This is a genomic window from Nocardioides ultimimeridianus (genome assembly GCF_054777895.1).
The window spans coordinates 279,629-300,289 of sequence record NZ_BAAHAB010000004.1 but is presented as its reverse complement, the minus strand read 5'-3'; the positions used below and the strand labels follow the sequence as shown (position 1 = coordinate 300,289).

Below are 20,661 nucleotides of genomic sequence, written 5' to 3'. Positions count from 1 at the left end.
CGGCCATGCGGACGATCCCTCAGCCGCCGATGGCTGACATCGGACGGTCGGGCTGCAGGAAGGTCGGGTCGTCGATGCCGTGCCCGGCCGCCTTGCCCGCCATCGCCGCGATCCACCGCCGCGCCAGCTCGGCGTCGTCGGCGCCCCCGCGCATGGCCGTGCGCAGGTCGGACTCCTCGCGCGCGAACAGGCAGTTGCGGACCTGACCGTCGGCGGTCAGGCGCACCCGGTCGCAGTCGCCGCAGAACGGCCGGGTCACCGAGGCGATCACGCCCACGGTCGCCGGTCCGCCGTCGACCACGAACAGCTCGGCGGGCGCGCTGCCGCGGGGCTCGTACGCCGGCGTCAGCTCGAACTCGCGGCCCAGCGCCGCGAAGATCTCATCGGCGGTGACCATCTCGTCGCGCTTCCAGCCATGCTGGGCGTCCAGCGGCATCTGCTCGATGAAGCGCAGTTGGTAGCCACGATCCAGGCACCAGCGCAGCAGCTCGGCCGCCTGGTCGTCGTTGACACCGCGCAGCAGCACCGCGTTGACCTTGACCGGACCCAGCCCGGCCGCCTCCGCGGCCGCCAGGCCCGCGACGACATCGCGCAGCCGGTCTCGGCGGGTCAGCTCGGCGAAGGTGTCCGGCCGGACCGAGTCGAGGGAGACGTTGACCCGGTTCAGCCCCGCCTCCACCAGCGGCGCGGCGAGCTTGTCCAGGCCCAGGCCGTTGCTGGTGATCGACATCTCGACGTCGGCGTCGAAGGCACGGACCCGGCGCACGATGTCGACCAGGCCGCGGCGTACCAGCGGCTCTCCCCCGGTGAACCGCACCTCGCGCACCCCGAGGTCGCGCACCGCGACACCGATCAGCCGGACGACCTCGTCGTCGGTGAGCTGGGCGTCGGAGGGCAGCCAGTCCAGCCCCTCGGCCGGCATGCAGTAGGTGCAGCGCAGGTTGCAGCGGTCGGTCAGCGAGACGCGGAGGTCGGTGGCCGTGCGACCGAACCGATCGATGAGTGCGGGGGCCTGCATGCACCGAGTCTAGAGGCGCCGCCTACCGTTGGGGCGTGACGTCGTCCCAGCCGCAGAAGTCCTGGCGGTTCCTGCTCAGCCGGCGCTGGGTGCTCTTCTTCTTCGCCGTGGTGGTGCTGGCCTGGGGCTGCTGGTGGCTGGGCCGCTGGCAGTTCCACCGGCTGGAGCACACCAAGAGCCAGAACGCGATCATCCGCGCCAACTACCGCGAGGCTCCCGAGCCCCTGACCGACGTGCTGGCGATCGGCCGGCCGGTCCCCGACAGCGACGAGTGGCGGGTGGTCCGGGCGACCGGCACCTACGACGTCGCCGACACCGTCATCGTGCGCTACCAGACCGATGACCACGGCGAGCCGGGCGTGGACGTCGTCGTACCGCTGCGGACCGAGGGGGGCGACGTCCTGGTCAACCGTGGCTGGTTCGGCACCGACGACCCGCAGCCCCCCGTGAGCGCGCTGCCGAAGCCGCCGTCCGGCCAGGTCACCGTGGTCGGCTGGGTGCGCCAGGACGGCTCCGGCAGCAGCACCGACGTGAGCGACCACTCCGTCCGTGCCATCTCCAGCAGCGCGATCGGGCAGGCCATCGGCGCCCCGACGTACGGCGGCTTCCTGCAGATGCAGTCCGAGACCCCGCCGGCGTCGAAGGCGCTCGGCACGGAGGACCAGCCCGACCTCAGCAACGGCCCGCACTTCTTCTACGGCCTGCAGTGGTGGTTCTTCGGGGTCCTGGGTGCCGGCGGGTTCCTCTACCTGGCCTGGGACGAGCGGAACAACGGAGACCGGGGCGCGCGACGTCGTGCCGCGGCCCAGGCGGCCGACGCCGAGACCGAGCGCGGCCGGGAGGCCGGCCGCCGCTGATCCGGTCCGGGTCGGCCGGCTCAGTGCGAGGAGCCGCTGCCGCCGGCGTACTGGACCAGGGAGCCGGTGCCCGGGTCGGCGGTGCCGTCCAGCCTGACCGTCAGCTGTGCCATGTCGGTCGGCTCGATGCCGACGTAGTCCTTGTTGCCACCGGAGTTGTGCGACCAGCCGCTGCAGTACGCCGGACGCTCCTCGGCGGGCAGCTCGTTCTCGGTGATCGAGCAGCCGCCGTTCCACAGGTACTGCGGGGTGCTCTTGTGGTCGTCGACGTACCAGCCCCACAGCCCCATCGCGAGCCGGTCGTGGAAGACCTGGACGTCGAGGAAGGTCGTCTCCCCTGCCGGGATCGGCGAGCCGGTGGTGATCTGGGTGATGCCGTCCTGGGTGTAGCGCGAGGTCGTGTGGACCTCGCCGGCGATGTAGAGGTTGACCCGGTACTTCACCATCAGCTTCCACAGCGGCGAGTCCGTGCCGCCGTTGATGTGCAGTCCGGAGCTGTGCCACACCGCCGACGGCAGGATCGGGACGTGGCCCTGGAGCACGATCCACCGCACCCCCGTGTGCCGAGCGTGGGCCAGCACGCCCTCGAGCCAGGTCAGCTGACCGCCGGTGACCGTGACCGAGACCCCGTGGTCGCGCTGGTTGAACTCGTCCAGGGTGACCACCAGCAGGTCCGGGTTCACCATGGTGGCGTACGCCGTCTTCTCCCACTGCGTGCCGACCGGCCGGGTGAACCCCTTCGCGCCGCCGCCGCTCTTCACCAGGTAGTTGTCGTGGAACGAGTCGCGCCACAGGTCGAGGTGGTGCAGCTTGAAGGCGCCGTAGGCGCTGGAGTCGTACCACCAGTTGTCGCCGATGTCGTGGTCGCCCACGGCGGGGAGCGTCCTGTCGTAGAGCCCCGCGTCCTTGAGCCGCTGGGCGTTCGCGCCGTTGTACAGCGCCGCCTGCTGCTGGACCATCGCGACCTGCTGGTCCTCGGTGATCGGCCAACCGCCCTCGGTGGACGAGCCGAACAGGCCGGAGTGGTTGTCGGGCAGGCCCCAGCGACCCTCCACGAGGTCGCCGGAGATCAGGAAGGCGCTGGGGTTGCGGGCCGCGATCTCGTCGTAGACCCAGTCCACCGAGTCGGCGGTCCACTGGTTCCAGGAGTTGCCGTACGCCGGGTCGTAGCCGGGCAGCCCGCTCAGGTCGGCGATGTCCTCGTTGGTGACGTCGGGTGAGGCGATGAACGAGTCGTCGACGGTCGGGTCGGCGGCCGGCTGGGCCACCCGGAAGGCGGTGCCGGCGACCGAGGTCGCGCCGAGCACCTTCGCGCTCCCGCTGTAGCGGACGTGCCAGACGTAGCTGCCGGGCAGCAGTCCGGGCGGCGGGTCGGCCGACACGACACCCCAGCCGGTCGGCTTGAGCGTCACCTTGGCCGACTCGCGGTAGCCGTCGGCGGCGACGAGCCAGATCGTGCCGCGGGCCGGCGCTCCCGTGACCGCGTCGAGCACGCGGACAGCGGCGGTCACCCTCTGTGTCGTCGCCGGATCCACCACCGCCGCCGTGTGATCGGTGTACGCCGCGAAGCGCGCGGCGTGCTGCGTGGTCGCCGATCCCGGCGGGCCGGTCATGACCGTCGCGGCCAGTCCGGCCAGCATCCCGACGGCAAGCACCGCCCCCATCTGCCTGCGCATCCCGAGTCCCCTTCGTCACCCTACGACCGATCCTCGAGATCGGCGGGACCCAGGCTAAGTTGAGATCTCCAACAGCGCAGCGAATCCGGCAGAATCGGTGCTCCTTCCGCTCACAGCGAGCGGGACATGCCCCCGTCGACCGGCAGCATCACGCCGGACACGAAGGACGCCGCGGGCGAGAGCAGGAAGGCGGCTGCGCGGCCGAACTCGGCGGGGGCGCCGTACCTGCGCAGCGGGATCGCGGCCTCGGTGCGGGCACGCGTGGCGGCCGGGTCGGGGGTCCCGGCGTCCAGCTGGGCGACCCGGTCGGTCGCGATCCGGCCGGGGAGCAGCCCGTTGACGCGGACGCCGCGCGGGCCGAGCTCGTCGGCGAGGGTCTTGGCGACCATGCCCAGGCCGGGGCGCAGGCCGTTGGAGATCGCGAGGTCGGGGATCGGCTGCTTGGTACTCGTGGAGAGCACGAATGCCAGCGAGCCGCCCTCGCCGAGCGCCGCCCCGATCTCGCGGCCGAGCCGCACCGCGCCGAGGAATACCGACCCGAAGGCCTGGCTCCACTCCTCGTCGGTGGCCTGCATCAGGGAGCCGGCGGCGGGGCCGCCCACGCTGATCAGCGCGCCGTCCAGCCGCCCCCACTTGTGGTGCGCGGCATCGATCAGCGTCGCCGGCGTGGCCGGGTCGGCGTTGTCGGCAGGTACGCCGATCGCGATGTCCTCACCGGTGCTGTCGATCAGCGCGATGACCGTGTCGGCCACGGACTCCGGGTCGCGGCCGGTGACGACGACCCGCGCACCGTCCGCGACGAGCGCCTCCGCCGTGGCCCTGCCCAGGCCGCGGGTGCCGCCGGTGACGATGTAGACGCGGTCGCGGAGGTCGAGATCCATGCCTCGACCCTACGAGACCTCGGAGCTGGCCGCGTGGGTGACCGGCACGACGTCGGGGGCGCCCTTGCGCGCTGCGTCGGCGGTGAGGTCGTCGGGCTGGCGCTGACTCTCCCGCTCGGCCTCGACGCGCTTGAGGTAGTGTTGCAGCTCGCGCGTGTGCTGGGCGGAGTCCCAGCCGAGGTGGCCGCGGACCAGGTCGGCGACGTACGGCGCCGCGGCGGCTCCGCGGTCGAAGGTCTCGATCGAGACCCGCAGCCGCCGGGTCAGGATGTCGTCGAGGTGCCGCGCGCCCTCGTGCGTCACGGCGTAGACCGCCTCGGCCTGGAGGTAGTCCTCGGCGCCCGGCAGCGGCTCGCGCAGGTCGGGCTCGGCCGCGATCAGGTCGAGGATCTCCAGCACCATCGAGCCGTAGCGCTCCAGCAGGTGCTCCACCCGGTTGATCGCCAGCCCGGAGCTGGCCGCGAGCGAGCGGCGCTGGTTCCACAGCGCGTGGTAGCCGTCGGCGCCCACCAGCGGGATGTCCTCGGTGACGCACGCGCCGACCGTGCGGCCCTGCACCGACTCCAGCCCGTGCACGGCCTCGTCGACGGCGTCCTTCGCCATCACCCGGTACGTCGTGTACTTGCCGCCCGCCACGACGACCAGCCCGGGCACCGCATGGGCGACCGCGTGCTCGCGGGAGAGCTTGGACGTGGCGGCGTCCTCGCCCGCGAGGAGCGGGCGGAGGCCGGCGTACACGCCCTCGACGTCGGCGCGGGTCAGCGGGACCTCCAGCACCTGGTTGACGTGCTCGAGCAGGTAGTCGATGTCCTTCGAGCTCGCCGCCGGGTGGTCCTTGGACAGCTCCCAGTCGGTGTCGGTGGTGCCGATGATCCAGTGCCGCTTCCACGGGATGACGAACAGCACCGAGGTCTCGGTGCGCAGGATCAGCCCGGTCTCGCCGCGGATCCGGTCGCGCGGCACGACCAGGTGGATGCCCTTGGAGGCGCGGACCTTGAACTGGCCGCGCTCGCGCGCCATCGCCTGCGTCTCGTCGGTCCACACGCCGGTGGCGTTGATGACCTGCGAGGCGCGGATCTCGAACTCACGGCCGGTCTCGAGGTCCACCACCCGCGCCCCGACGACGCGCTCGCTCTCCTTGAGCAGCCCGACCACACGGGTGCGGGAGGCGACGGCGGCGCCGTAGGTGGCGGCGGTGCGGGCCAGGAACATCGTGTGCCGGGCGTCGTCGACCTGGGCGTCGTAGTAGCGGATCGCGCCCACCAGGGCGTCCTTGCGCAGCGACGGGAACGCCTTGCGCGCGCCGTGCCGGGTGAGGTGCTTGTGCGTCGGCGTCGTCTGGCCGTAGCCGCTCGCCTTCGACAGGGCGTCGTAGAGGGCGACCCCGGTGCCGGCGTACCAACGCTCCCAGCCGCGCCCGGTGAGCGGGTAGAGGAACGGCACCGGGCGCACCAGGTGCGGCGCGAGCCGCTGCATCAGCAGGCCGCGCTCCTTCAGCGCCTCCGCGACGAGCCGGAAGTCGAGCATCTCCAGGTACCGCAGGCCGCCGTGGATCAGCTTGGAGCTGCGCGAGGAGGTGCCGGAGGCGAAGTCGCGCGCCTCGACGAGGCCCACGTTGAGACCGCGCGTGGCGGCGTCGAGCGCGCAGCCGCTGCCGACCACGCCACCCCCGATCACCAGCAGGTCGAGGCGCTGGCCCTCCAGCCGGCGCAGGGCGGCGGTGCGGGCGCGGGGTGACAGTGCGGCGGCGTCCATCTCAGACCTCGATCCAGTCGAAGGTTCGCTGCACCGCTCTGTGCCATTGCGCGTAGCCGGTCTCCCGGCGCTTCTCGTCCCATTGTGGCGTCCAGCGGGCGCCTTCGCGCCAGTTCCGGCGCAGCTCGTCGGTCGACTCCCAGAAGCCGACCGACAGCCCGGCGGCGTACGCCGCCCCCAGTGCCGTGGTCTCCGACACCACCGGCCGGCTCACCGGTACGCCGAGCACGTCGGCCTGGATCTGCATGCACAGCTCGTTCGCCGTGACGCCGCCGTCCACCTTGAGCGTCTCCAGGCGCACGCCGGAGTCCTCGGTCATCGCGTCGACGACGTCGCGGGACTGGTAGCAGATCGCCTCCAGCGTCGCCCGCGCCACGTGCGCGTTGGTGTTGAACCGCGACAGCCCGACGATCGCGCCGCGCGCGTCCGAGCGCCACCACGGCGCGAACAGGCCCGAGAACGCGGGCACGAAGTAGACGCCGCCGTTGTCCTCGACCTGGCGCGCCAGCGTCTCGGACTCCCCCGCGCCGCTGATGATCCCCAGCTGGTCGCGCAGCCACTGGATCGCCGAGCCGGTGACGGCGATCGAGCCCTCGAGGGCGTAGACGCACGGCTCGTTCCCCAGCTTGTACGCCGGCGTGGTCAGCAGTCCGGCCCTGGACCGCACGATCTCGGTACCGGTGTTGAGCAGCAGGAAGTTGCCGGTGCCGTAGGTGTTCTTGGCCTCGCCGGGCGCGAAGCAGACCTGGCCGACGGTCGCGGCCTGCTGGTCGCCGAGGATGCCGGTGATCGGCACCTCGCCGCCGAGCGGCCCGTCGCTGCGGGTCATGCCGAAGGGCTCCACCGCCGACGACTCGCGGATCTGCGGCAGCATCGCCCGCGGGACGCCGAAGATGGCGAGCAGCTCGTCGTCCCAGTCGAGGGTCTCCAGGTCCATCAGCATCGTGCGGCTGGCGTTGGTGACGTCGGTGAGGTGGACTCCCCCGTCGACGCCGCCGGTCAGGTTCCACAGCACCCAGCTGTCCGGCGTACCGAACAGGGCGTCGCCGCGCTCTCCCGCCTCTCGCAGGCCGGGGATGCTCTCCAGCAGCCACTGCAGCTTCCCGCCGGAGAAGTACGGCGCCGGCGGCAGACCGGCACGGTGCCGGATCAGGGCGCCACGCTCGTCCTTGTCCAGCGCGGCGGTGATGGTATCGGAGCGCGTGTCCTGCCAGACGATCGCGGTGTGCAGCGGGCGCCCGGTGTGGCGATCCCACACGATGGTGGTCTCGCGCTGGTTGGTGATGCCGATCGCGGCGAGGTCGGAGGCCTGCAGGTGGGCCTTCGCCAGCGCCGTGCGGATCACCGACCCGGTGCGCTCCCAGATCTCGATCGGGTTGTGCTCGACCCAGCCGGCCCGCGGCAGGATCTGCTCGTGCTCGAACTGGTGGCGCACGACCTCGGCGCCGGCATGGTCGAACACCATGAAGCGGGTGCTCGTGGTGCCCTGGTCGATCGCTCCGACGTACCGCGCGTCGCGGGAGGTGGCCATGGCGCACAGCCTGCCATGGCGGGAGGCCCGTCCCGGGCAGCGTTCAGGCGACGGTTCAGGCCAGGGCGATCAGGTCGGCGTAGTCCGCACTCCAGAGGTCCTCGACCCCGTCGGGCAGGATGAGCACCCGGTCCGGCTCGAGGGCGTGTACTGCACCCTCGTCGTGGGTGACGAGGATGATCGCGCCCTCGTAGCGGCGGATCGCGTTGAGGACCTCCTCGCGGGAGGCCGGGTCCAGGTTGTTCGTGGGCTCGTCGAGCAGCAGCACGTTGGCCTGCGAGACGACGAGTGACGCCAGCGCGAGACGGGTCTTCTCGCCACCGGACAGCACCCCCGCCGACTTGTGCGCGTCGTCGCCGCTGAACAGGAAGGAGCCGAGCACCGAGCGAGCCTCGGTGTCGGTGAGGTTCGGCGCCGCGGACTGCATGTTCTCCAGCACGGTGCGGTTGACGTCGAGGGTCTCGTGCTCCTGGGCGTAGTAGCCGACCTTCAGCCCGTAGCCGGGGACGACCTCGCCCGTGTCCGGCTCGTCGACGCCGGCGAGGATGCGCAGCATCGTGGTCTTGCCGGCACCGTTGAGGCCGAGGATGACGACGCGGGAGCCCTTGTCGATGGCCAGGTCCACGGCGGTGAAGACCTCGAGCGCGCCGTACGAGCGCGACAGGTCGTGGGCGGTGAGGGGAGTCTTGCCGCAGGGTGCCGGGGTCGGGAACTTGATCGCCGCGACCTTGTCGGACTGGCGCTCGCCCTCGATGCCGACCATCAGCCGCTCGGCGCGCTTGAGCATCGACTGGGCCGCGGATGCGCCCGACGCACGAGCCTTCATCTTGTTGGCCTGGTCGGTGAGCGTCTTGGCCTTGTTCTGCGCGTTCATCATCTCGCGCTTGCGCCGCGCCTCGTCGGTCTCGCGCTGGGTCAGGTAGTGCTTCCAGCCCATGTTGTAGATGTCGACGACGGCGCGGTTGGCGTCGAGGTGGAAGACCTTGTTGACGGTCTCCTCGAGCAGCGCGTTGTCGTGGGAGATCACGATGAAGCCGCCGCTGTAGGTCTTCATCCACTCGCGCAGCCACAGGATCGAGTCGGCGTCGAGGTGGTTGGTGGGCTCGTCGAGGATCAGCACCTCGGCCTGCGAGAACAGGATCCGGACCAGCTCGACCCGGCGTCGCTGACCACCCGAGAGGGTCTTCAGCTGCTGCTCCCAGAGCCGCTCGGGAAGACCCAGCGCGTTCGCGATCTGCTTCGCCTCGGCCTCGGCCGCGTAGCCACCGCCGGCCTCGAAGTCGTCCAGCGCCCGCGCGAAGCGGCGCATGCCCTTGTCGTGGACCTTCGGCTCGGGCGAGGCCATCTGCTCCTCGGCCTGGCGCATCCGACGTACGGCGTCGTCGAGGCCGCGCGCCGACAGGATGCGGTCGCGTACGGCGACCTCGGGGTCGCCCACGCGCGGGTCCTGGGGCAGGTAGCCGAGCTCGCCGGTGCTCGTGACCGAGCCCCCGGCCGGCTCGTGGTCGCCCGCGAGGACCTTCGTGAGGGTGGTCTTCCCGGCGCCGTTGCGCCCGACGAGACCGACCTTGTCGCCCGCGGCGACGCGGAAGCTGACGTTCTCCATGAGGAGGCGGGCACCGACCCGGACCTCGAGCTGGTGCACCGTGATCATGACGCGCCCATCGTCCCACGTCGGGTCGGTGCGAGACACATCCTCGTGCCCTACAGTGCCGTGCATGGTGCGGTTCAACCCGAAGGCTCGGCTCGACACGTCCCGCATGACCGAGGCCGGCGGAGGCGGCGGTGGCGGTGGCCGCATGGGCGGGGGCGGCGGTCTCGGCGGTGGCGGGATCGGTCTGCCGCACATCGGTGGCGGCCTCGGCGTGATCGTCGCGATCGTCTGGATCCTGATCCAGGTCCTCGGCAACAGTGGCGGCGGCGGGATCACCAACACCTCGCTCTCCTCCCACGGCACGACCGTGAAGGCGGCCGGCGGCTACTCGGCGGACTACGCGCAGTGCAAGACCGGCGCCGACGCCAACAACTCGATCCCGTGCGCGCTCGTCGCCATCGAGAACTCGCTGTACGACTACTGGTCCAAGCAGCCCTCTCTCGCGCAGAGGCTCTCGGCGGCCGGCAAGAAGTTCCAGCCCGAGAACGCGCTGGTGACGTTCGAGGGATCGGTCAGCACCGGCGGCTGCGGCACCGCGACGACCGACGTGGGTCCCTTCTACTGCTCCGGCGACGGCAACATCTACCTCGACGAGGACTTCTACACGACCGTCGGCCAGCAGCTCGGCATCGACCCGACCGGCTTCGTCCGGGCCTATGTGGTCGCGCACGAGTACGGCCACCACATCCAGGACCTGCTCGGCACCATCAGCCAGGTCCGCACCCAGAAGGGCCCCGACAGCGACTCGGTCCGCCTCGAGCTGCAGGCCGACTGCTACGCCGGCATGTGGTCCAACGCGGCCTCCTCGACCAAGGACTCCGCCGGGGCGAACATCTTCGAGGAGATCAGCCAGCAGGACATCTCCGACGCCATCAAGGCGGCCGGCGAGGTCGGCGACGACTACATCCAGAAGCGGGTCGGCAACGGCGTGGACCAGAGCCAGTTCACCCACGGCAGCTCCGCGCAGCGCGAGGCGTGGTTCCAGGCCGGCTACAACGACAGCTCCGGCGACCTCGGCGCCTGCGACACCTTCGGCGCCAGCAACCTGGACGACCCCGGCACCGCCCACTGACCCCTCCGCGATTCCGGCCTTCTGGTCCCGCGAATCCGGCCTTCTGGTCCCGCGAATCCGGAGTTGTGGTCGACCGAGACCAGCGTTTCGGTCGACCACAAGGCCGAATTCGCGCTGGGGAGGGTCAGACGGTGAGGAGGGCCTCCATCATCGGGAAGGTCCGCTGCAGGGTGCGCAGGTGTGGGGCGACCGCGGGATGGCGGTACTTCGAGGCCAGCGCGCCTTCGCCGTGCGCCACCCGGGCGAGCGCCCACTCGGCCCGGCTGAGCGCGGTGTAGACGGCCACCACCCGCGCGCCCAGGACGACGTCGTCCCGGTCGGCGAGGCCCGGCGGCAGGCCGAGCAGGTAGGCGTCCAGCAGCGGCTCGAACTCCTCGCGCGAGGACAGCGCGAGGAAGCCCACGTCGCCGCCGACGGGTCCGGTGCCCAGCGTCCCCCAATCGATGGCGACGGCGTCGTCCCCGTCGCGTCCGGGGAGGTTCGCGGCCGTCGGGTCGCCGTGCTGGGGCACCTGCGGCAGTCCCTCGACCAGGTCGAGCATCCGCTCACGCTGGCGCCACAGGTGGTCAGCGACGTCGGCCACGGTCGTCCGCGCGAGCGTGGGCCAGCCGCCGGCGCGCGCGACCCGGGCGAGGCGGTCGCGCAGCAGGTGACGGGCGAAGAACCTCGGGCGCGGCAGGTCGGCTCCGGCGAACCGGCCGATGGCCAGGGCCAGGAACAGGCCGCTGGTCGCGCCGTCCTCCACCCAGTCGCGCACGATCGTGATGCCCTCGGCGTCCTCCTCGACCGAGGCGGGCCCCGAGCGCAGGCCCGGCGTCGTCGCGGTGAGGCCGGTCAGCAGTACGTCGGCCTCGCGCCGCCAGTAGCCGATCTGGTCGGGCTCGCCCAGTTCGATCGGGTCGCCCGGGACCGGCGCCGCGAGTCGCTTGATGACGACCGGACGGTCCCCGAGCGCGGCCCGCCAGACGCCGACGGTGGACGTGCCGGCGCCACCCGGAAGCGCCACCCACTCGGGCTCGGGCTGCCACATGCTCGGAAACTAGCGCACCCGGGGCCGGATCCGGCGCCCATCACGCGCAAGACTTGCCTCGTGAATCGCCCGGTGGACCCCGCCCCGACCCTGGTCGTCGCCGTCGACGACCCGCTGCGCCCCGACGTACGGGCCCTGCTGGAGGAGCACCTCGCCGACATGTACGCCACGTCGCCGCCGGAGAGCGTGCACGCGCTCGACCCGGACTCGCTCCGTGGTCCGGGCATGAGGTTCTGGACCGCGCGGCGCGCCGGGGTGCTGCTCGGCTGCGTGGCCCTGAAGTCCCATCCGGACGGGCTCGTCGAGCTCAAGTCGATGCGGACCTCCTCGGCCGCGCGCCGGCAGGGCGTCGCCGTGGCGATGCTCGAGCACGTCCTCGCCGAGGCGGTACGCCGGGGCGCGGGCCGGATCAGCCTCGAGACCGGCGCCGAGGACTACTTCGCCCCCGCCCGCGCCCTGTACGCCGCCCACGGGTTCTCCCCGTGCCCGCCGTTCGCCGACTACGTGGAGGACCCGAACAGCGTCTTCCTCACCCGCACCCTGGGCTGATCGCTCAGAACCGGGCCAGCCCGTCGCGCGCGGCGACGTCCGGGGACGCGGCACGGTGCTCGAGCGCGAAGCCGGGCACATCCAGGCAGATGGTCAGCAGGGTCCCCCACTGCTCGTGGTCGGGCAGCGCCACGTCGGGCCGCATGCAGACCAGCGCGTCCGCACCCGCGGGCCCGCAGAACGCGGCCGCCCGCTCGCCGGTCCCGAGACCTCCCATGCCGGCGCGCAGCCCGGCGACGTGGGCGTAGCGCTCCTCGGACAGCGCCTCGGGATCGCCGGCCTCCCCCTCGGCGAGCACCGGATCCAGGAAGTGGTTGGTGTGGACCAACCAGCCGTCCGCACCCGGCCGCACGACCGCGGTCCCGGCGGGCGACATCTCGATCGACGCGGCATCGGCCACCCCGTCGGCGTACGTCACGACGGTGAGGACGGTGGAGGCCGAGACCGTTGCCGAAGCGGCGATCTCGGCGGCCTCGGCCACTGTGGTCGCCTCCTCGAGGACGCGCCGCGCGATGGCATGCACGGGTACGCCGCCACCGGCGTGGTCACTCGCGTGCCGCAGGATGTTGAAGTGCAGGCCCAGGCCTGCGTCGTTGACCCCGATCTTCGCCGCCGTGCCGAACTCGGTGAAGAGCTTGACCCGGCGGCCCGCGGACGTGGTGAGGCCGAGCAGCAGGCCGTCGGGACACAGCCCGTCGTGCCAGTCCCAGGTCTGGATGGTCTCCGGGGCACCGCCCGCCGGCGGGACGAGCACGGCCGTCGTGCACTCGCCGGGCCCGGGCGCGGCGACCAGCACCTCCGTGCGCGCCGCCACCGCCGCGACGCGCCATGGCTCGACCCCGGCGCCCTCCGCCATGGCGACCGTCTCCTCGACCAGCCGTGGGCACCAGGCGCCCAGGGCATCGGTGCTGGCGGCCGTCGTCGCGCGCACCTGCGCCTCGTCGATGCCCAGCGCAGCGAAGTGGTCGAGGTAGCGGTCGGCCGTGGCGCGCACCTGATCGGCGAAGGTCGTGCCGATCTCGCGGCCGCGGACGGCCGGGTCGGTCGTGCTGATGGTCAGCTCGTGCAGCTTCATGGGACCTTCAGCCTACCCAACTAGAACCTGTTCTATCCTGGCCCGGTGACCACCCTGCACCCGTGCGAGAAGGTCGGCGTCGAGTACGTCGACACGGCCCCGCACCGCTACAGCAACTCCGTGGAGCTCGCCATCACGCCCGAGCAGCTCTTCGAGGTGTTCGCCGACGCCGACGCCTGGCCGCGCTGGGCCAAGGTCATCACCGGCGTCACCTGGACCAGCCCGATGCCGCCCACGGTCGGCACCACCCGCGACGTCACGATGCGCGGCGGCCTGGTCGGCTCCGAGGAGTTCCTGGTGTGGAACCCCGGCACGCAGATGGCCTTCCGCTTCAACGAGGCGTCCGAGCGGTCGATCCGCGCCTTCGCCGAGCGGTACGACGTCGTCCCGACCGCGTCGGGCTGCCGGCTCACCTGGACCCTCGCCCTCGACGTGACCGGTCCCGGGCGGCTCTTCATGCCGATCAGCGGGCTCGCCTCGAACCTCGCGTTCCGCTGGTTCCTGCGCAACCTGCGTCGCTACACCGACACCCGGTTCGCCGTGCGGGCAGGCTGAATCGCCGGCTGAATCCCTTTACCTGTCGCGGTTCTCCTGCATCCGGCGCAGACGTTGCCTACGCTCGGTGGGGAAAGGGAGGCTCCCCATGCACGCGCATCGTCGGATACTGGCCGCCTGGGCGGTCGTCATCGCCGGGCTGCTGATCCCGAGCGCCGCGACGGCCGCCACGCCGTCGTACACCTGGAGCCGCAGGCCGTCCCCGATCGTGCTGCAGCCGCCGGCCTCGAACATGTACTTCCAGCCGGCGATGTTCTGCTGGACCGCACCGTCGGACGACCCGAACACCTCGAGCATGGTCTGCGGCGACGGCTATCCGCCCGCCGATGCCGACCTGCGGACCGCGCGCACCCGAGGCGCGCTGCGCATGTGGTTCGGCATGCCGGGCTGGAGGTTCACGGCGACGTTGACCCGGCTGGGCACAGCCCATGCGCGGCCGTTCACGCTCCGCGCGGCTGCCGTCGCCGACCAGCGCTTCCGGCTCTCCGCCCCGCGACCGGGCCGGTACCGGGTGACGCTCCAGGGCCGGGGGCCCCAGGGCGACGAGCTGATCTGGTTCCGCTGGCGGGTCCTGTAGGTCCTAGACGTTGAAGCCGAGGGCGCGCAATTGCTCGCGGCCGTCGTCGGTGATCTTGTCCGGGCCCCACGGCGGCATCCAGACCCAGTTGATCGCGACGTCGTTGACCATGCCCTCGAGCGCGGCCTCGGTCTGGTCGGTGATCACGTCGGTGAGCGGGCACGCTGCCGAGGTGAGCGTCATGTCGAGCACGACGTTCGACGCCTCGTCCAGGTGCACGCCGTAGACCAGGCCGAGATCGACGACGTTGATCCCCAGCTCGGGGTCAACGACGTCCTTCATCGCCTCGGTGACGTCCTCGACGGTGGTGGTGCTCATGCTTCCTCCTGGTCCACGCGGCTGACCGCGTCCTTCATGGCCATCCACGACAGCAGTGCGCACTTCACGCGCGCCGGGAACTTCGCGACGCCGGCGAAGGCGATGCCGTCCTCCAGCACGTCCTCGTCGGGCTCGAGCTGGCCCTTGCCCTGCATGAGCTCCTGGAACTTCGCCTGGATCTCCATGGCCTCATCGACGCTCTTGCCGACCACGAGGTCGTAGAGCACCGACGCGGAGGCCTGGGAGATCGAGCAGCCGAGGGCGTCGTAGGAGATGTCCGCGACCTTGCCGTCCGCGACGTGCGCGCGCAGCGTGATCTCGTCACCGCAGGTGGGGTTCACGTGGTGCACCTCGGACTCGTACTCCTCGCGGAGTCCCTTGCCGTGCGGGTGCTTGTAGTGGTCGAGGATGATCTCCTGATAGAGGGCATCCAGATCCGGGGTGGCGGTCATAGGTCAGTCCAACTTGAAGTACGAGCGGGTGTATTCCAGGCCCTCGACGAGAGCATCGATCTCCGCCGGGGTCGTGTAGAGGTACGACGACATCCGCGTGGATGCCTGTACCCCGAACCGGGCGTGGGCCGGCTTGGCGCAGTGGTGCCCGGCGCGTACGGCGATGCCGCGGCTGTCCAGCACCTGGGCGATGTCGTGCGGGTGCACGCCGTCGAGCTCGAAGGAGATCGCTCCCCCGCGCAGCGCCGGGTCCAGCGGGCCCAGGACGCTCAGGCCCTTCACCGACTGCAGGCCCTGCAGGGCGTAGCCGGTGATGGCCTGCTCGTGGGCGTGCACGGCGTCGAGCCCCACGTGGCCGAGGTACTCGACCGCGGCACCGAGACCCACGGCCTCGACGATCGGCGGGGTGCCGGCCTCGAACTTGTGCGGGATGCCGGCGTACGTCGACCGTTCCATCGTGACCGTGGCGATCATCTCGCCACCACCCAGGAAGGGCGGGAGCGACTCGAGCACCGCACGCGAGCCCCACAGCACCCCGATCCCGGTCGGGCCGACGACCTTGTGGCCGGTGAAGGCCAGCAGGTCGGGGCGCTCGTCCGGGGCCATCGCGGCCAGGTCGATCGGCAACTGCGGTGCGGCCTGCGAGGCGTCGACCACGACGATCGCGCCGACCGCGTGGGCCTTCTTCGCGATCTCGGCGATCGGGTTGATCGTGCCGAGCATGTTGGACACCCAGGTCAGCGCGACGACCTTGGTGCGCTCGTCGATCAGCTCGTCGATGTTCGACAGGTCCAGCAGGCCCTCGTCGGTGACGCCGAACCAGCGCAGCTCCGCACCCGACCGCTGGGTCGCCAGCTGCCACGGCACGATGTTGGAGTGGTGCTCCATCTCGGTGATGACGACGCGGTCGCCCTCCCGCAACGGGATCGTCTGCGCGGCGAGGTTGAGCGCCTCGGAGGCGTTCTTGGTGAAGATGATCTCGTCGCGCTCCGGCGCGCCGATGAACGCCGCGACCTTGTCGCGGGCGCCCTCGAACGCCTCGGTCGCCTCTGCTCCGAGCTGGTGCATCGCGCGGGCGATGTTCGCGTTGTGCCGCTCGAGGTGGTCGACCATGGTGTCGATCACGATCTGCGGCTTCTGCGAGGTGTTCGCGCTGTCCAGGTAGACCAGCGGGACGTCGCCCGCCAGCCGCCGCTCGAGGATCGGGAAGTCCTTCCTGATGACCTCGAGCTCGGGGAGGAGACCGGGGAGGGTCATGTCAGACCCCCGCTCCGACGTACTTCTCGTAGCCGTTGGCCTCCAGCTCGTCGGCGAGCTCGGGGCCGCCGGACTCGGCGATCCGGCCGTCGACGAACACGTGCACGAAGTCCGGCTTCACGTAGCGCAGGATCCGCGTGTAGTGCGTGATCAGCAGCAGGCCCTTGTCGTCGCGGCCGGCGAAGTCGTTGATGCCATCGGAGACGACCTTCAGCGCGTCGATGTCGAGACCGGAGTCGATCTCGTCGAGGATCGCGAACTTCGGGTCGAGCAGGTCGAGCTGGGCGATCTCGGCACGCTTCTTCTCACCGCCGGAGAAGCCCTCGTTGACCGAGCGGCCGGAGAAGGCGGGGTCGAGCTTCATCTTCTCCAGCGCGCCGTTGACGTCCTTGACCCAGGTGCGCAGCTTCGGGGCCTCGCCGTCGAGCGCGGTCTTCGCGGTGCGCAGGAAGTTCGCCATCGAGACGCCCGGGACCTCGACGGGGTACTGCATGGCCAGGAACAGCCCGGCCCGCGCCCGCTCGTCGACGGTCATCTCGAGCACGTTCTCGCCGTCGAGGAGGACCTCGCCGCCGGTGATCGTGTACTTCGGGTGGCCGGCGATGGAGTACGCCGTGGTCGACTTGCCGGACCCGTTCGGGCCCATGATCGCGTGGGTCTCGCCGTCCTTGATGGTCAGCGTGACGCCCTTGAGGATCTCCTTGGCACCATCCTCGGTCTCGACGCTGACGTGCAGGTCCTTGATCTCCAGGGTGCTCATGCGGGGGTGACTCCGTTCAGGGTGGTGGTGACGTCGACGTACACGTCGCCGTCCCGGATCTCGGTGGGGAAGGTGGCGACCGGCTCGGTCGCGGGCAGGCCGGTCGGCTTGCCGGTGCGCAGGTCGAACCTCGAACCGTGCAGCCAGCACTCGACCGTGCAGTCGTCGACCTCGCCCTCGGAGAGCGCGACGTTGGCGTGCGAGCAGAGGTCCTGCAGCGCGAAGACCTCGTCCTCGTGGCGGGCCAGCGCCACGTCGTACCGGTCGACGACGACCTTGATCGCCTCGTCCTCGGGAATGTCGCTCAGCGAAGCGACGCGCTCGAAGGTCATGCCAGACCTGCCAGCACGTTCTTGGCGAGCTCCGCCTCCACGGTCGCCGCCAGCTGCTCCTCGAGCTCCGGTACGCCGACCTGGCGGATCAGGTCGTTGAAGAAGCCGTGCACGACGAGTCGCTGCGCCTCCTTCTCCGAGATGCCGCGCGAGCGCAGGTAGAACAGCTGGTTGTCGTCGAACCGCGCGGTCGCCGACGCGTGGCCCGCGCCCTCGATCTCGCCGGTCTCGATCTCCAGGTTCGGGACCGAGTCGGCCTGGCAGCCGTCGGAGAGGACCAGGTTGCGGTTCTCCTCGTAGGTCTCGATGCCCTCGGCGACCTTGCGGATCAGGACGTTGCCGATCCACACGGTGTGCGCCTTCTCGCCCTGCAGCGCGCCCTTGTAGACCACGTGGCTCTTGGTCCGGGGGGCGTTGTGGTCGACGAAGAGCCGGTGCTCGATGTGCTGGCCGGCGTCGGCGAAGTACAGGCCGAGCATCTCCACCGAGCCGCCCGGTCCGGCGTACTCGGCGGTGGTGTCGTTGCGGACCACGTCGCCGCCGAAGGTGATGTCGACGTGCTTGAACTGCGCGTCGCGACCCACGTTGATGTGGCGGTGACCCACGTGCACGGCGTCGTCGGCCCAGTCGTCGATGGAGACGATGGTCAGCTGCGCGCCGTCCTCGACCACGATCTCGACGTTGTCGGCCAGCGTCATCGAGCCCTCGAAGCGCAGCACGACGGTCGCCCTGCTGAACTTCTCGGCCCGGATGACGGCGTGCGTGGCGGTCGCCTCGTCGGTGCCGGTGCCCTTGAGGGTCACGTACACCGGGCGGTCCAGCTCGGTCTCCTGCGGGATGGTGACGGCCAGCGTCTCCTTCGCCTCGGCGAACGCGCGGGCCGAGATGCGGTCCCACGGCACGAGACCGGAGACGCCCTTGAGGCTGCCGTCCGCGATCCGCTCGATGCGGACGCCCTCGGGGGCGTCGAAGGCGGGGCTGTACGACGTCCCGCCGAGCGGCGCGTCGGCCTGGATGCCGCGCAGCCGCTTGAGCGGGGTGAAGCGCCAGATCTCCTCGCGACCCGTCGGGACCTCGTGGGCCTCGACGTCGAAGGAGCCCTCCGGGTGCAGGTGGGACTCGACCCTGTCCATCTCCAGGGCCTCAGCGACTGCCGACATCAGCCGACTGCTCCTTCCATCTGCAGCTCGATGAGCCGGTTGAGCTCCAGGGCGTACTCCATCGGCAGCTCCTTGGCGATCGGCTCCACGAAGCCGCGGACGATCATGGCCATGGCCTCGTCCTGCTCCATGCCGCGACTCATCAGGTAGAAGAGCTGGTCGTCGGAGACCTTCGAGACGCTCGCCTCGTGGCCCATGGACACGTCGTCCTCGCGGATGTCGACGTAGGGGTAGGTGTCGCTGCGGCTGATCTGGTCGACCAGCAGCGCGTCGCAGAGCACGTTGGACTTCGAGCCGTGGGCACCCTCGTTGACCTGGATCAGCCCGCGGTACGACGTACGGCCCCCGCCGCGCGCCACCGACTTGCTGAGGATGCTCGAGGAGGTGTTCGGCGCCGCGTGCACCATCTTGGCGCCGGCGTCCTGGTGCTGGCCCTCGCCCGCGAAGGCGATGGACAGCGTCTCGCCCTTGGCGTGCTCGCCCATCAGGTAGACGGCCGGGTACTTCATCGTGACCTTGGAGCCGATGTTGCCGTCGACCCACTCCATCGTCGCGCCGGCCTCGCAGACCGCGCGCTTGGTGACGAGGTTGTAGACGTTGTTCGACCAGTTCTGGATGGTCGTGTAGCGGCAGCGGCCGCCCTTCTTCACGATGATCTCCACGACCGCGGAGTGCAGCGAGTCGCTGGAGTAGATCGGCGCGGTGCAGCCCTCGACGTAGTGCACGTAGGCGTCCTCGTCGACGATGATCAGCGTGCGCTCGAACTGGCCCATGTTCTCGGTGTTGATCCGGAAGTAGGCCTGCAGCGGGATGTCCACGTGGACGCCCTTGGGCACGTAGATGAACGAGCCGCCGGACCACACCGAGGTGTTCAGCGCGGCGAACTTGTTGTCGCCGACCGGGATCACCGTGCCGAAGTACTCCTGGAACAGCTCCGGCTGCTCGCGCAGCGCGGTGTCGGTGTCCAGGAACAGCACGCCCTGGGCCTCGAGGTCCTCGCGGATCGAGTGGTAGACGACCTCGGACTCGTACTGGGCCGCGACACCGGAGACCAGGCGCTGCTTCTCCGCCTCGGGGATGCCGAGCTTGTCGTAGGTGTTCTTGATGTCCTCGGGCAGGTCGTCCCACGAGGCGGCCTGCTTCTCGCTGGAGCGCACGAAGTACTTGATGTTGTCGAAGTCGATCGCGCTGAGGTCCGAGCCCCACGTCGGCATCGGCTTGCGGTGGAAGAGCTTGAGGCCCTTCAGGCGCAGGTCGAGCATCCACTGCGGCTCGTTCTTCTTCGCGGAGATGTCACGGACGACCTCCTCGCTGAGGCCGCGCTTCGCCGTCGCACCGGCGACGTCGGTGTCGGCCCAGCCGAACTCGTAGCGGCCGATCCCCTTCAGCTCGGGGTTCAGCTCTTCGATGGAGGTCATTCAGACCATCTCCTTCTTCACTCGGGTGGTCGAGCTTGTCGAGACCGGGATGCAGGTGGTGCACACGCCGTCGCCGTGGGCGATCGTGGCAAGGCGCTGGACGTGGGTGCCGAGGACCCGGCCGATGGCCTCGGTCTCGGCCTCGCACAGCTGGGGGAACTCGTGGGCCACGTGGGAGACCGGGCAGTGCTGCTGGCACAGCTGCTCACCGATCACCGGCAGCTCACGGACCGTGGCGACGTACCCCTCGTCGGAGAAGACCAGCGCCAGGACCTCGGCGGGGCTCGCCCCGGGGTGGGTCGCGGCGACCTGGGGGAACTTCTCCTCGATGAAGCTCGCGCGACGCTCGGCGAACGCCTTGACCGCGTCGTCGCCGGCGGTCTCGCGCAGGAAGCGCAGCGCCTCGGCGGCGAGGTCGTCGTACTGCTTCTCGAAGCGGTCGCGGCCGCGCTCGGTGAGTCCGAACGCCTTCGCCGGGCGGCCCCGCCCCCGCGTGGCCCCGGGACGCGGGTCGCGGGCCTCGACGGCACCGTCCTCGAGCAGCTGGTCGAGGTGACGGCGTACGGCGGCCGGGGTCAGGTCGAGCCGCTCGGCGAGCTCCGCGGCGGTCGACGGACCGGCCTCCAGGATGAACCGCGCGACGCGCTCACGGGTCGGCGCGTCGACGACGCTTCCGCCCTGCGAGCTCCGGTCCACGATTTCCACAACACAAGTGTGGCGTTAATGCTTCCCGG

Annotated in this window: 21 protein-coding genes; 5 read left to right on the top strand and 16 right to left on the bottom strand. The window is 70.8% G+C overall.

Annotated features, from left to right (window positions below):
• Positions 1-19 precede the first annotated feature (19 nt).
• Positions 20-1,018 carry a GTP 3',8-cyclase MoaA gene (gene moaA / locus ACYU8V_RS03815; protein ID WP_460845280.1) on the bottom strand — a complete coding sequence of 333 codons (999 nt, stop codon included), beginning with the start codon at positions 1,016-1,018 and terminating at the stop codon, positions 20-22.
• A gap of 35 nt (positions 1,019-1,053) precedes the next feature.
• Between moaA and ACYU8V_RS03810 the strand changes: the two genes are divergently transcribed.
• The gene (locus ACYU8V_RS03810; protein ID WP_460845278.1) at positions 1,054-1,875 is read left to right on the top strand and encodes an SURF1 family cytochrome oxidase biogenesis protein; all 822 of its coding nucleotides are present in this window, start codon (positions 1,054-1,056) and stop codon (positions 1,873-1,875) included.
• Between the two features lie 20 nt (positions 1,876-1,895).
• On the opposite strand, the gene ACYU8V_RS03805 is transcribed toward ACYU8V_RS03810, so the two are convergent.
• The 5 genes from ACYU8V_RS03805 to ACYU8V_RS03785 form a co-directional block, all read right to left on the bottom strand.
• Entirely contained in the window at positions 1,896-3,551 is a 1,656-nt protein-coding gene (locus ACYU8V_RS03805; protein ID WP_460845276.1) for a metallophosphoesterase family protein, read from the bottom strand.
• Between the two features lie 110 nt (positions 3,552-3,661).
• Positions 3,662-4,432 (bottom strand): SDR family oxidoreductase, encoded by a 771-nt coding sequence (locus tag ACYU8V_RS03800; RefSeq protein ID WP_460845274.1) that lies wholly within the window; start codon positions 4,430-4,432, stop codon positions 3,662-3,664.
• A gap of 9 nt (positions 4,433-4,441) precedes the next feature.
• A complete protein-coding gene (locus ACYU8V_RS03795) occupies positions 4,442-6,187 on the bottom strand; it encodes a glycerol-3-phosphate dehydrogenase/oxidase (protein ID WP_460845272.1) in 1,746 nt (581 codons plus the stop codon).
• A gap of 1 nt (position 6,188) precedes the next feature.
• Positions 6,189-7,718 (bottom strand): glycerol kinase GlpK, encoded by a 1,530-nt coding sequence (gene glpK, locus ACYU8V_RS03790; protein WP_460845271.1) that lies wholly within the window; start codon positions 7,716-7,718, stop codon positions 6,189-6,191.
• A 55-nt stretch (positions 7,719-7,773) separates the two neighbouring features.
• Positions 7,774-9,372, bottom strand: coding sequence for an ABC-F family ATP-binding cassette domain-containing protein (locus ACYU8V_RS03785; protein ID WP_460845269.1), 1,599 nt, complete (start codon positions 9,370-9,372; stop codon positions 7,774-7,776).
• A gap of 64 nt (positions 9,373-9,436) precedes the next feature.
• Between ACYU8V_RS03785 and ACYU8V_RS03780 the strand changes: the two genes are divergently transcribed.
• Positions 9,437-10,444: a neutral zinc metallopeptidase gene (locus tag ACYU8V_RS03780; RefSeq protein WP_460845267.1), complete on the top strand. Its 1,008-nt coding sequence runs from the start codon at positions 9,437-9,439 to the stop codon at positions 10,442-10,444.
• Positions 10,445-10,568: 124 nt separating this feature from the next.
• Here ACYU8V_RS03780 and ACYU8V_RS03775 read toward each other — a convergent pair whose 3' ends face one another.
• The gene (locus ACYU8V_RS03775) at positions 10,569-11,474 is read right to left on the bottom strand and encodes a phosphotransferase (protein WP_460845266.1); all 906 of its coding nucleotides are present in this window, start codon (positions 11,472-11,474) and stop codon (positions 10,569-10,571) included.
• 60 nt (positions 11,475-11,534) lie between these two features.
• On the opposite strand from ACYU8V_RS03775, the gene ACYU8V_RS03770 reads away from it, so the two are divergent.
• Positions 11,535-12,023, top strand: coding sequence for a GNAT family N-acetyltransferase (locus tag ACYU8V_RS03770; protein ID WP_460845264.1), 489 nt, complete (start codon positions 11,535-11,537; stop codon positions 12,021-12,023).
• A gap of 4 nt (positions 12,024-12,027) precedes the next feature.
• Here ACYU8V_RS03770 and ACYU8V_RS03765 read toward each other — a convergent pair whose 3' ends face one another.
• Positions 12,028-13,098, bottom strand: a complete 1,071-nt coding sequence (locus tag ACYU8V_RS03765) for a C45 family autoproteolytic acyltransferase/hydolase (protein WP_460845263.1) — start codon at positions 13,096-13,098, stop codon at positions 12,028-12,030.
• Positions 13,099-13,143: 45 nt separating this feature from the next.
• On the opposite strand from ACYU8V_RS03765, the gene ACYU8V_RS03760 reads away from it, so the two are divergent.
• Positions 13,144-13,653, top strand: coding sequence for an SRPBCC family protein (locus ACYU8V_RS03760; RefSeq protein ID WP_460845261.1), 510 nt, complete (start codon positions 13,144-13,146; stop codon positions 13,651-13,653).
• Positions 13,654-13,741: 88 nt separating this feature from the next.
• The gene (locus ACYU8V_RS03755) at positions 13,742-14,230 is read left to right on the top strand and encodes a hypothetical protein (protein ID WP_460845260.1); all 489 of its coding nucleotides are present in this window, start codon (positions 13,742-13,744) and stop codon (positions 14,228-14,230) included.
• Positions 14,231-14,233: 3 nt separating this feature from the next.
• On the opposite strand, the gene ACYU8V_RS03750 is transcribed toward ACYU8V_RS03755, so the two are convergent.
• The 8 genes from ACYU8V_RS03750 to ACYU8V_RS03715 are packed head-to-tail and all read right to left on the bottom strand — an operon-like array spanning position 14,234 to position 20,632.
• Positions 14,234-14,548 (bottom strand): metal-sulfur cluster assembly factor, encoded by a 315-nt coding sequence (locus ACYU8V_RS03750; protein ID WP_460845259.1) that lies wholly within the window; start codon positions 14,546-14,548, stop codon positions 14,234-14,236.
• A complete protein-coding gene (sufU, locus tag ACYU8V_RS03745) occupies positions 14,545-15,000 on the bottom strand; it encodes a Fe-S cluster assembly sulfur transfer protein SufU (protein ID WP_460845257.1) in 456 nt (151 codons plus the stop codon). The genes ACYU8V_RS03750 and sufU overlap by 4 nt, the downstream gene beginning before the upstream one ends.
• A gap of 3 nt (positions 15,001-15,003) precedes the next feature.
• Positions 15,004-16,257, bottom strand: a complete 1,254-nt coding sequence (locus ACYU8V_RS03740) for an aminotransferase class V-fold PLP-dependent enzyme (RefSeq protein ID WP_460845255.1) — start codon at positions 16,255-16,257, stop codon at positions 15,004-15,006.
• A gap of 1 nt (position 16,258) precedes the next feature.
• On the bottom strand, positions 16,259-17,017 hold the full coding sequence (sufC, locus tag ACYU8V_RS03735; RefSeq protein WP_460845254.1) for a Fe-S cluster assembly ATPase SufC: 759 nt from the start codon (positions 17,015-17,017) through the stop codon (positions 16,259-16,261).
• Entirely contained in the window at positions 17,014-17,349 is a 336-nt protein-coding gene (locus ACYU8V_RS03730; protein WP_460845252.1) for a non-heme iron oxygenase ferredoxin subunit, read from the bottom strand. The genes sufC and ACYU8V_RS03730 overlap by 4 nt, the downstream gene beginning before the upstream one ends.
• Positions 17,346-18,509: a Fe-S cluster assembly protein SufD gene (gene sufD, locus ACYU8V_RS03725; protein ID WP_460845251.1), complete on the bottom strand. Its 1,164-nt coding sequence runs from the start codon at positions 18,507-18,509 to the stop codon at positions 17,346-17,348. Before sufD ends, ACYU8V_RS03730 begins: the two co-directional genes overlap by 4 nt.
• A complete protein-coding gene (gene sufB / locus ACYU8V_RS03720) occupies positions 18,509-19,927 on the bottom strand; it encodes a Fe-S cluster assembly protein SufB (protein WP_460845249.1) in 1,419 nt (472 codons plus the stop codon). The genes sufD and sufB overlap by 1 nt, the downstream gene beginning before the upstream one ends.
• Positions 19,928-20,632: a helix-turn-helix transcriptional regulator gene (locus ACYU8V_RS03715; RefSeq protein ID WP_460845247.1), complete on the bottom strand. Its 705-nt coding sequence runs from the start codon at positions 20,630-20,632 to the stop codon at positions 19,928-19,930. It lies immediately after the preceding gene.
• Between the last annotated feature and the right edge of the window lie 29 nt (positions 20,633-20,661).

What these genes read in the sequence shown, in the direction of transcription:
- moaA (WP_460845280.1), bottom strand. Translation starts at nt 1,018, where the DNA reads ATGCAGGCCCCCGCACTCATCGATCGGTTCGGTCGCACGGCCACCGAC.
- ACYU8V_RS03805 (WP_460845276.1), bottom strand. Translation starts at nt 3,551, where the DNA reads ATGCGCAGGCAGATGGGGGCGGTGCTTGCCGTCGGGATGCTGGCCGGA.
- ACYU8V_RS03800 (WP_460845274.1), bottom strand. Translation starts at nt 4,432, where the DNA reads ATGGATCTCGACCTCCGCGACCGCGTCTACATCGTCACCGGCGGCACC.
- ACYU8V_RS03795 (WP_460845272.1), bottom strand. Translation starts at nt 6,187, where the DNA reads ATGGACGCCGCCGCACTGTCACCCCGCGCCCGCACCGCCGCCCTGCGC.
- glpK (WP_460845271.1), bottom strand. Translation starts at nt 7,718, where the DNA reads ATGGCCACCTCCCGCGACGCGCGGTACGTCGGAGCGATCGACCAGGGC.
- ACYU8V_RS03785 (WP_460845269.1), bottom strand. Translation starts at nt 9,372, where the DNA reads ATGATCACGGTGCACCAGCTCGAGGTCCGGGTCGGTGCCCGCCTCCTC.
- ACYU8V_RS03780 (WP_460845267.1), top strand. Translation starts at nt 9,437, where the DNA reads ATGGTGCGGTTCAACCCGAAGGCTCGGCTCGACACGTCCCGCATGACC.
- ACYU8V_RS03775 (WP_460845266.1), bottom strand. Translation starts at nt 11,474, where the DNA reads ATGTGGCAGCCCGAGCCCGAGTGGGTGGCGCTTCCGGGTGGCGCCGGC.
- ACYU8V_RS03765 (WP_460845263.1), bottom strand. Translation starts at nt 13,098, where the DNA reads ATGAAGCTGCACGAGCTGACCATCAGCACGACCGACCCGGCCGTCCGC.
- ACYU8V_RS03755 (WP_460845260.1), top strand. Translation starts at nt 13,742, where the DNA reads ATGCACGCGCATCGTCGGATACTGGCCGCCTGGGCGGTCGTCATCGCC.
- ACYU8V_RS03750 (WP_460845259.1), bottom strand. Translation starts at nt 14,548, where the DNA reads ATGAGCACCACCACCGTCGAGGACGTCACCGAGGCGATGAAGGACGTC.
- sufU (WP_460845257.1), bottom strand. Translation starts at nt 15,000, where the DNA reads ATGACCGCCACCCCGGATCTGGATGCCCTCTATCAGGAGATCATCCTC.
- ACYU8V_RS03740 (WP_460845255.1), bottom strand. Translation starts at nt 16,257, where the DNA reads ATGACCCTCCCCGGTCTCCTCCCCGAGCTCGAGGTCATCAGGAAGGAC.
- sufC (WP_460845254.1), bottom strand. Translation starts at nt 17,017, where the DNA reads ATGAGCACCCTGGAGATCAAGGACCTGCACGTCAGCGTCGAGACCGAG.
- ACYU8V_RS03730 (WP_460845252.1), bottom strand. Translation starts at nt 17,349, where the DNA reads ATGACCTTCGAGCGCGTCGCTTCGCTGAGCGACATTCCCGAGGACGAG.
- sufD (WP_460845251.1), bottom strand. Translation starts at nt 18,509, where the DNA reads ATGTCGGCAGTCGCTGAGGCCCTGGAGATGGACAGGGTCGAGTCCCAC.
- sufB (WP_460845249.1), bottom strand. Translation starts at nt 19,927, where the DNA reads ATGACCTCCATCGAAGAGCTGAACCCCGAGCTGAAGGGGATCGGCCGC.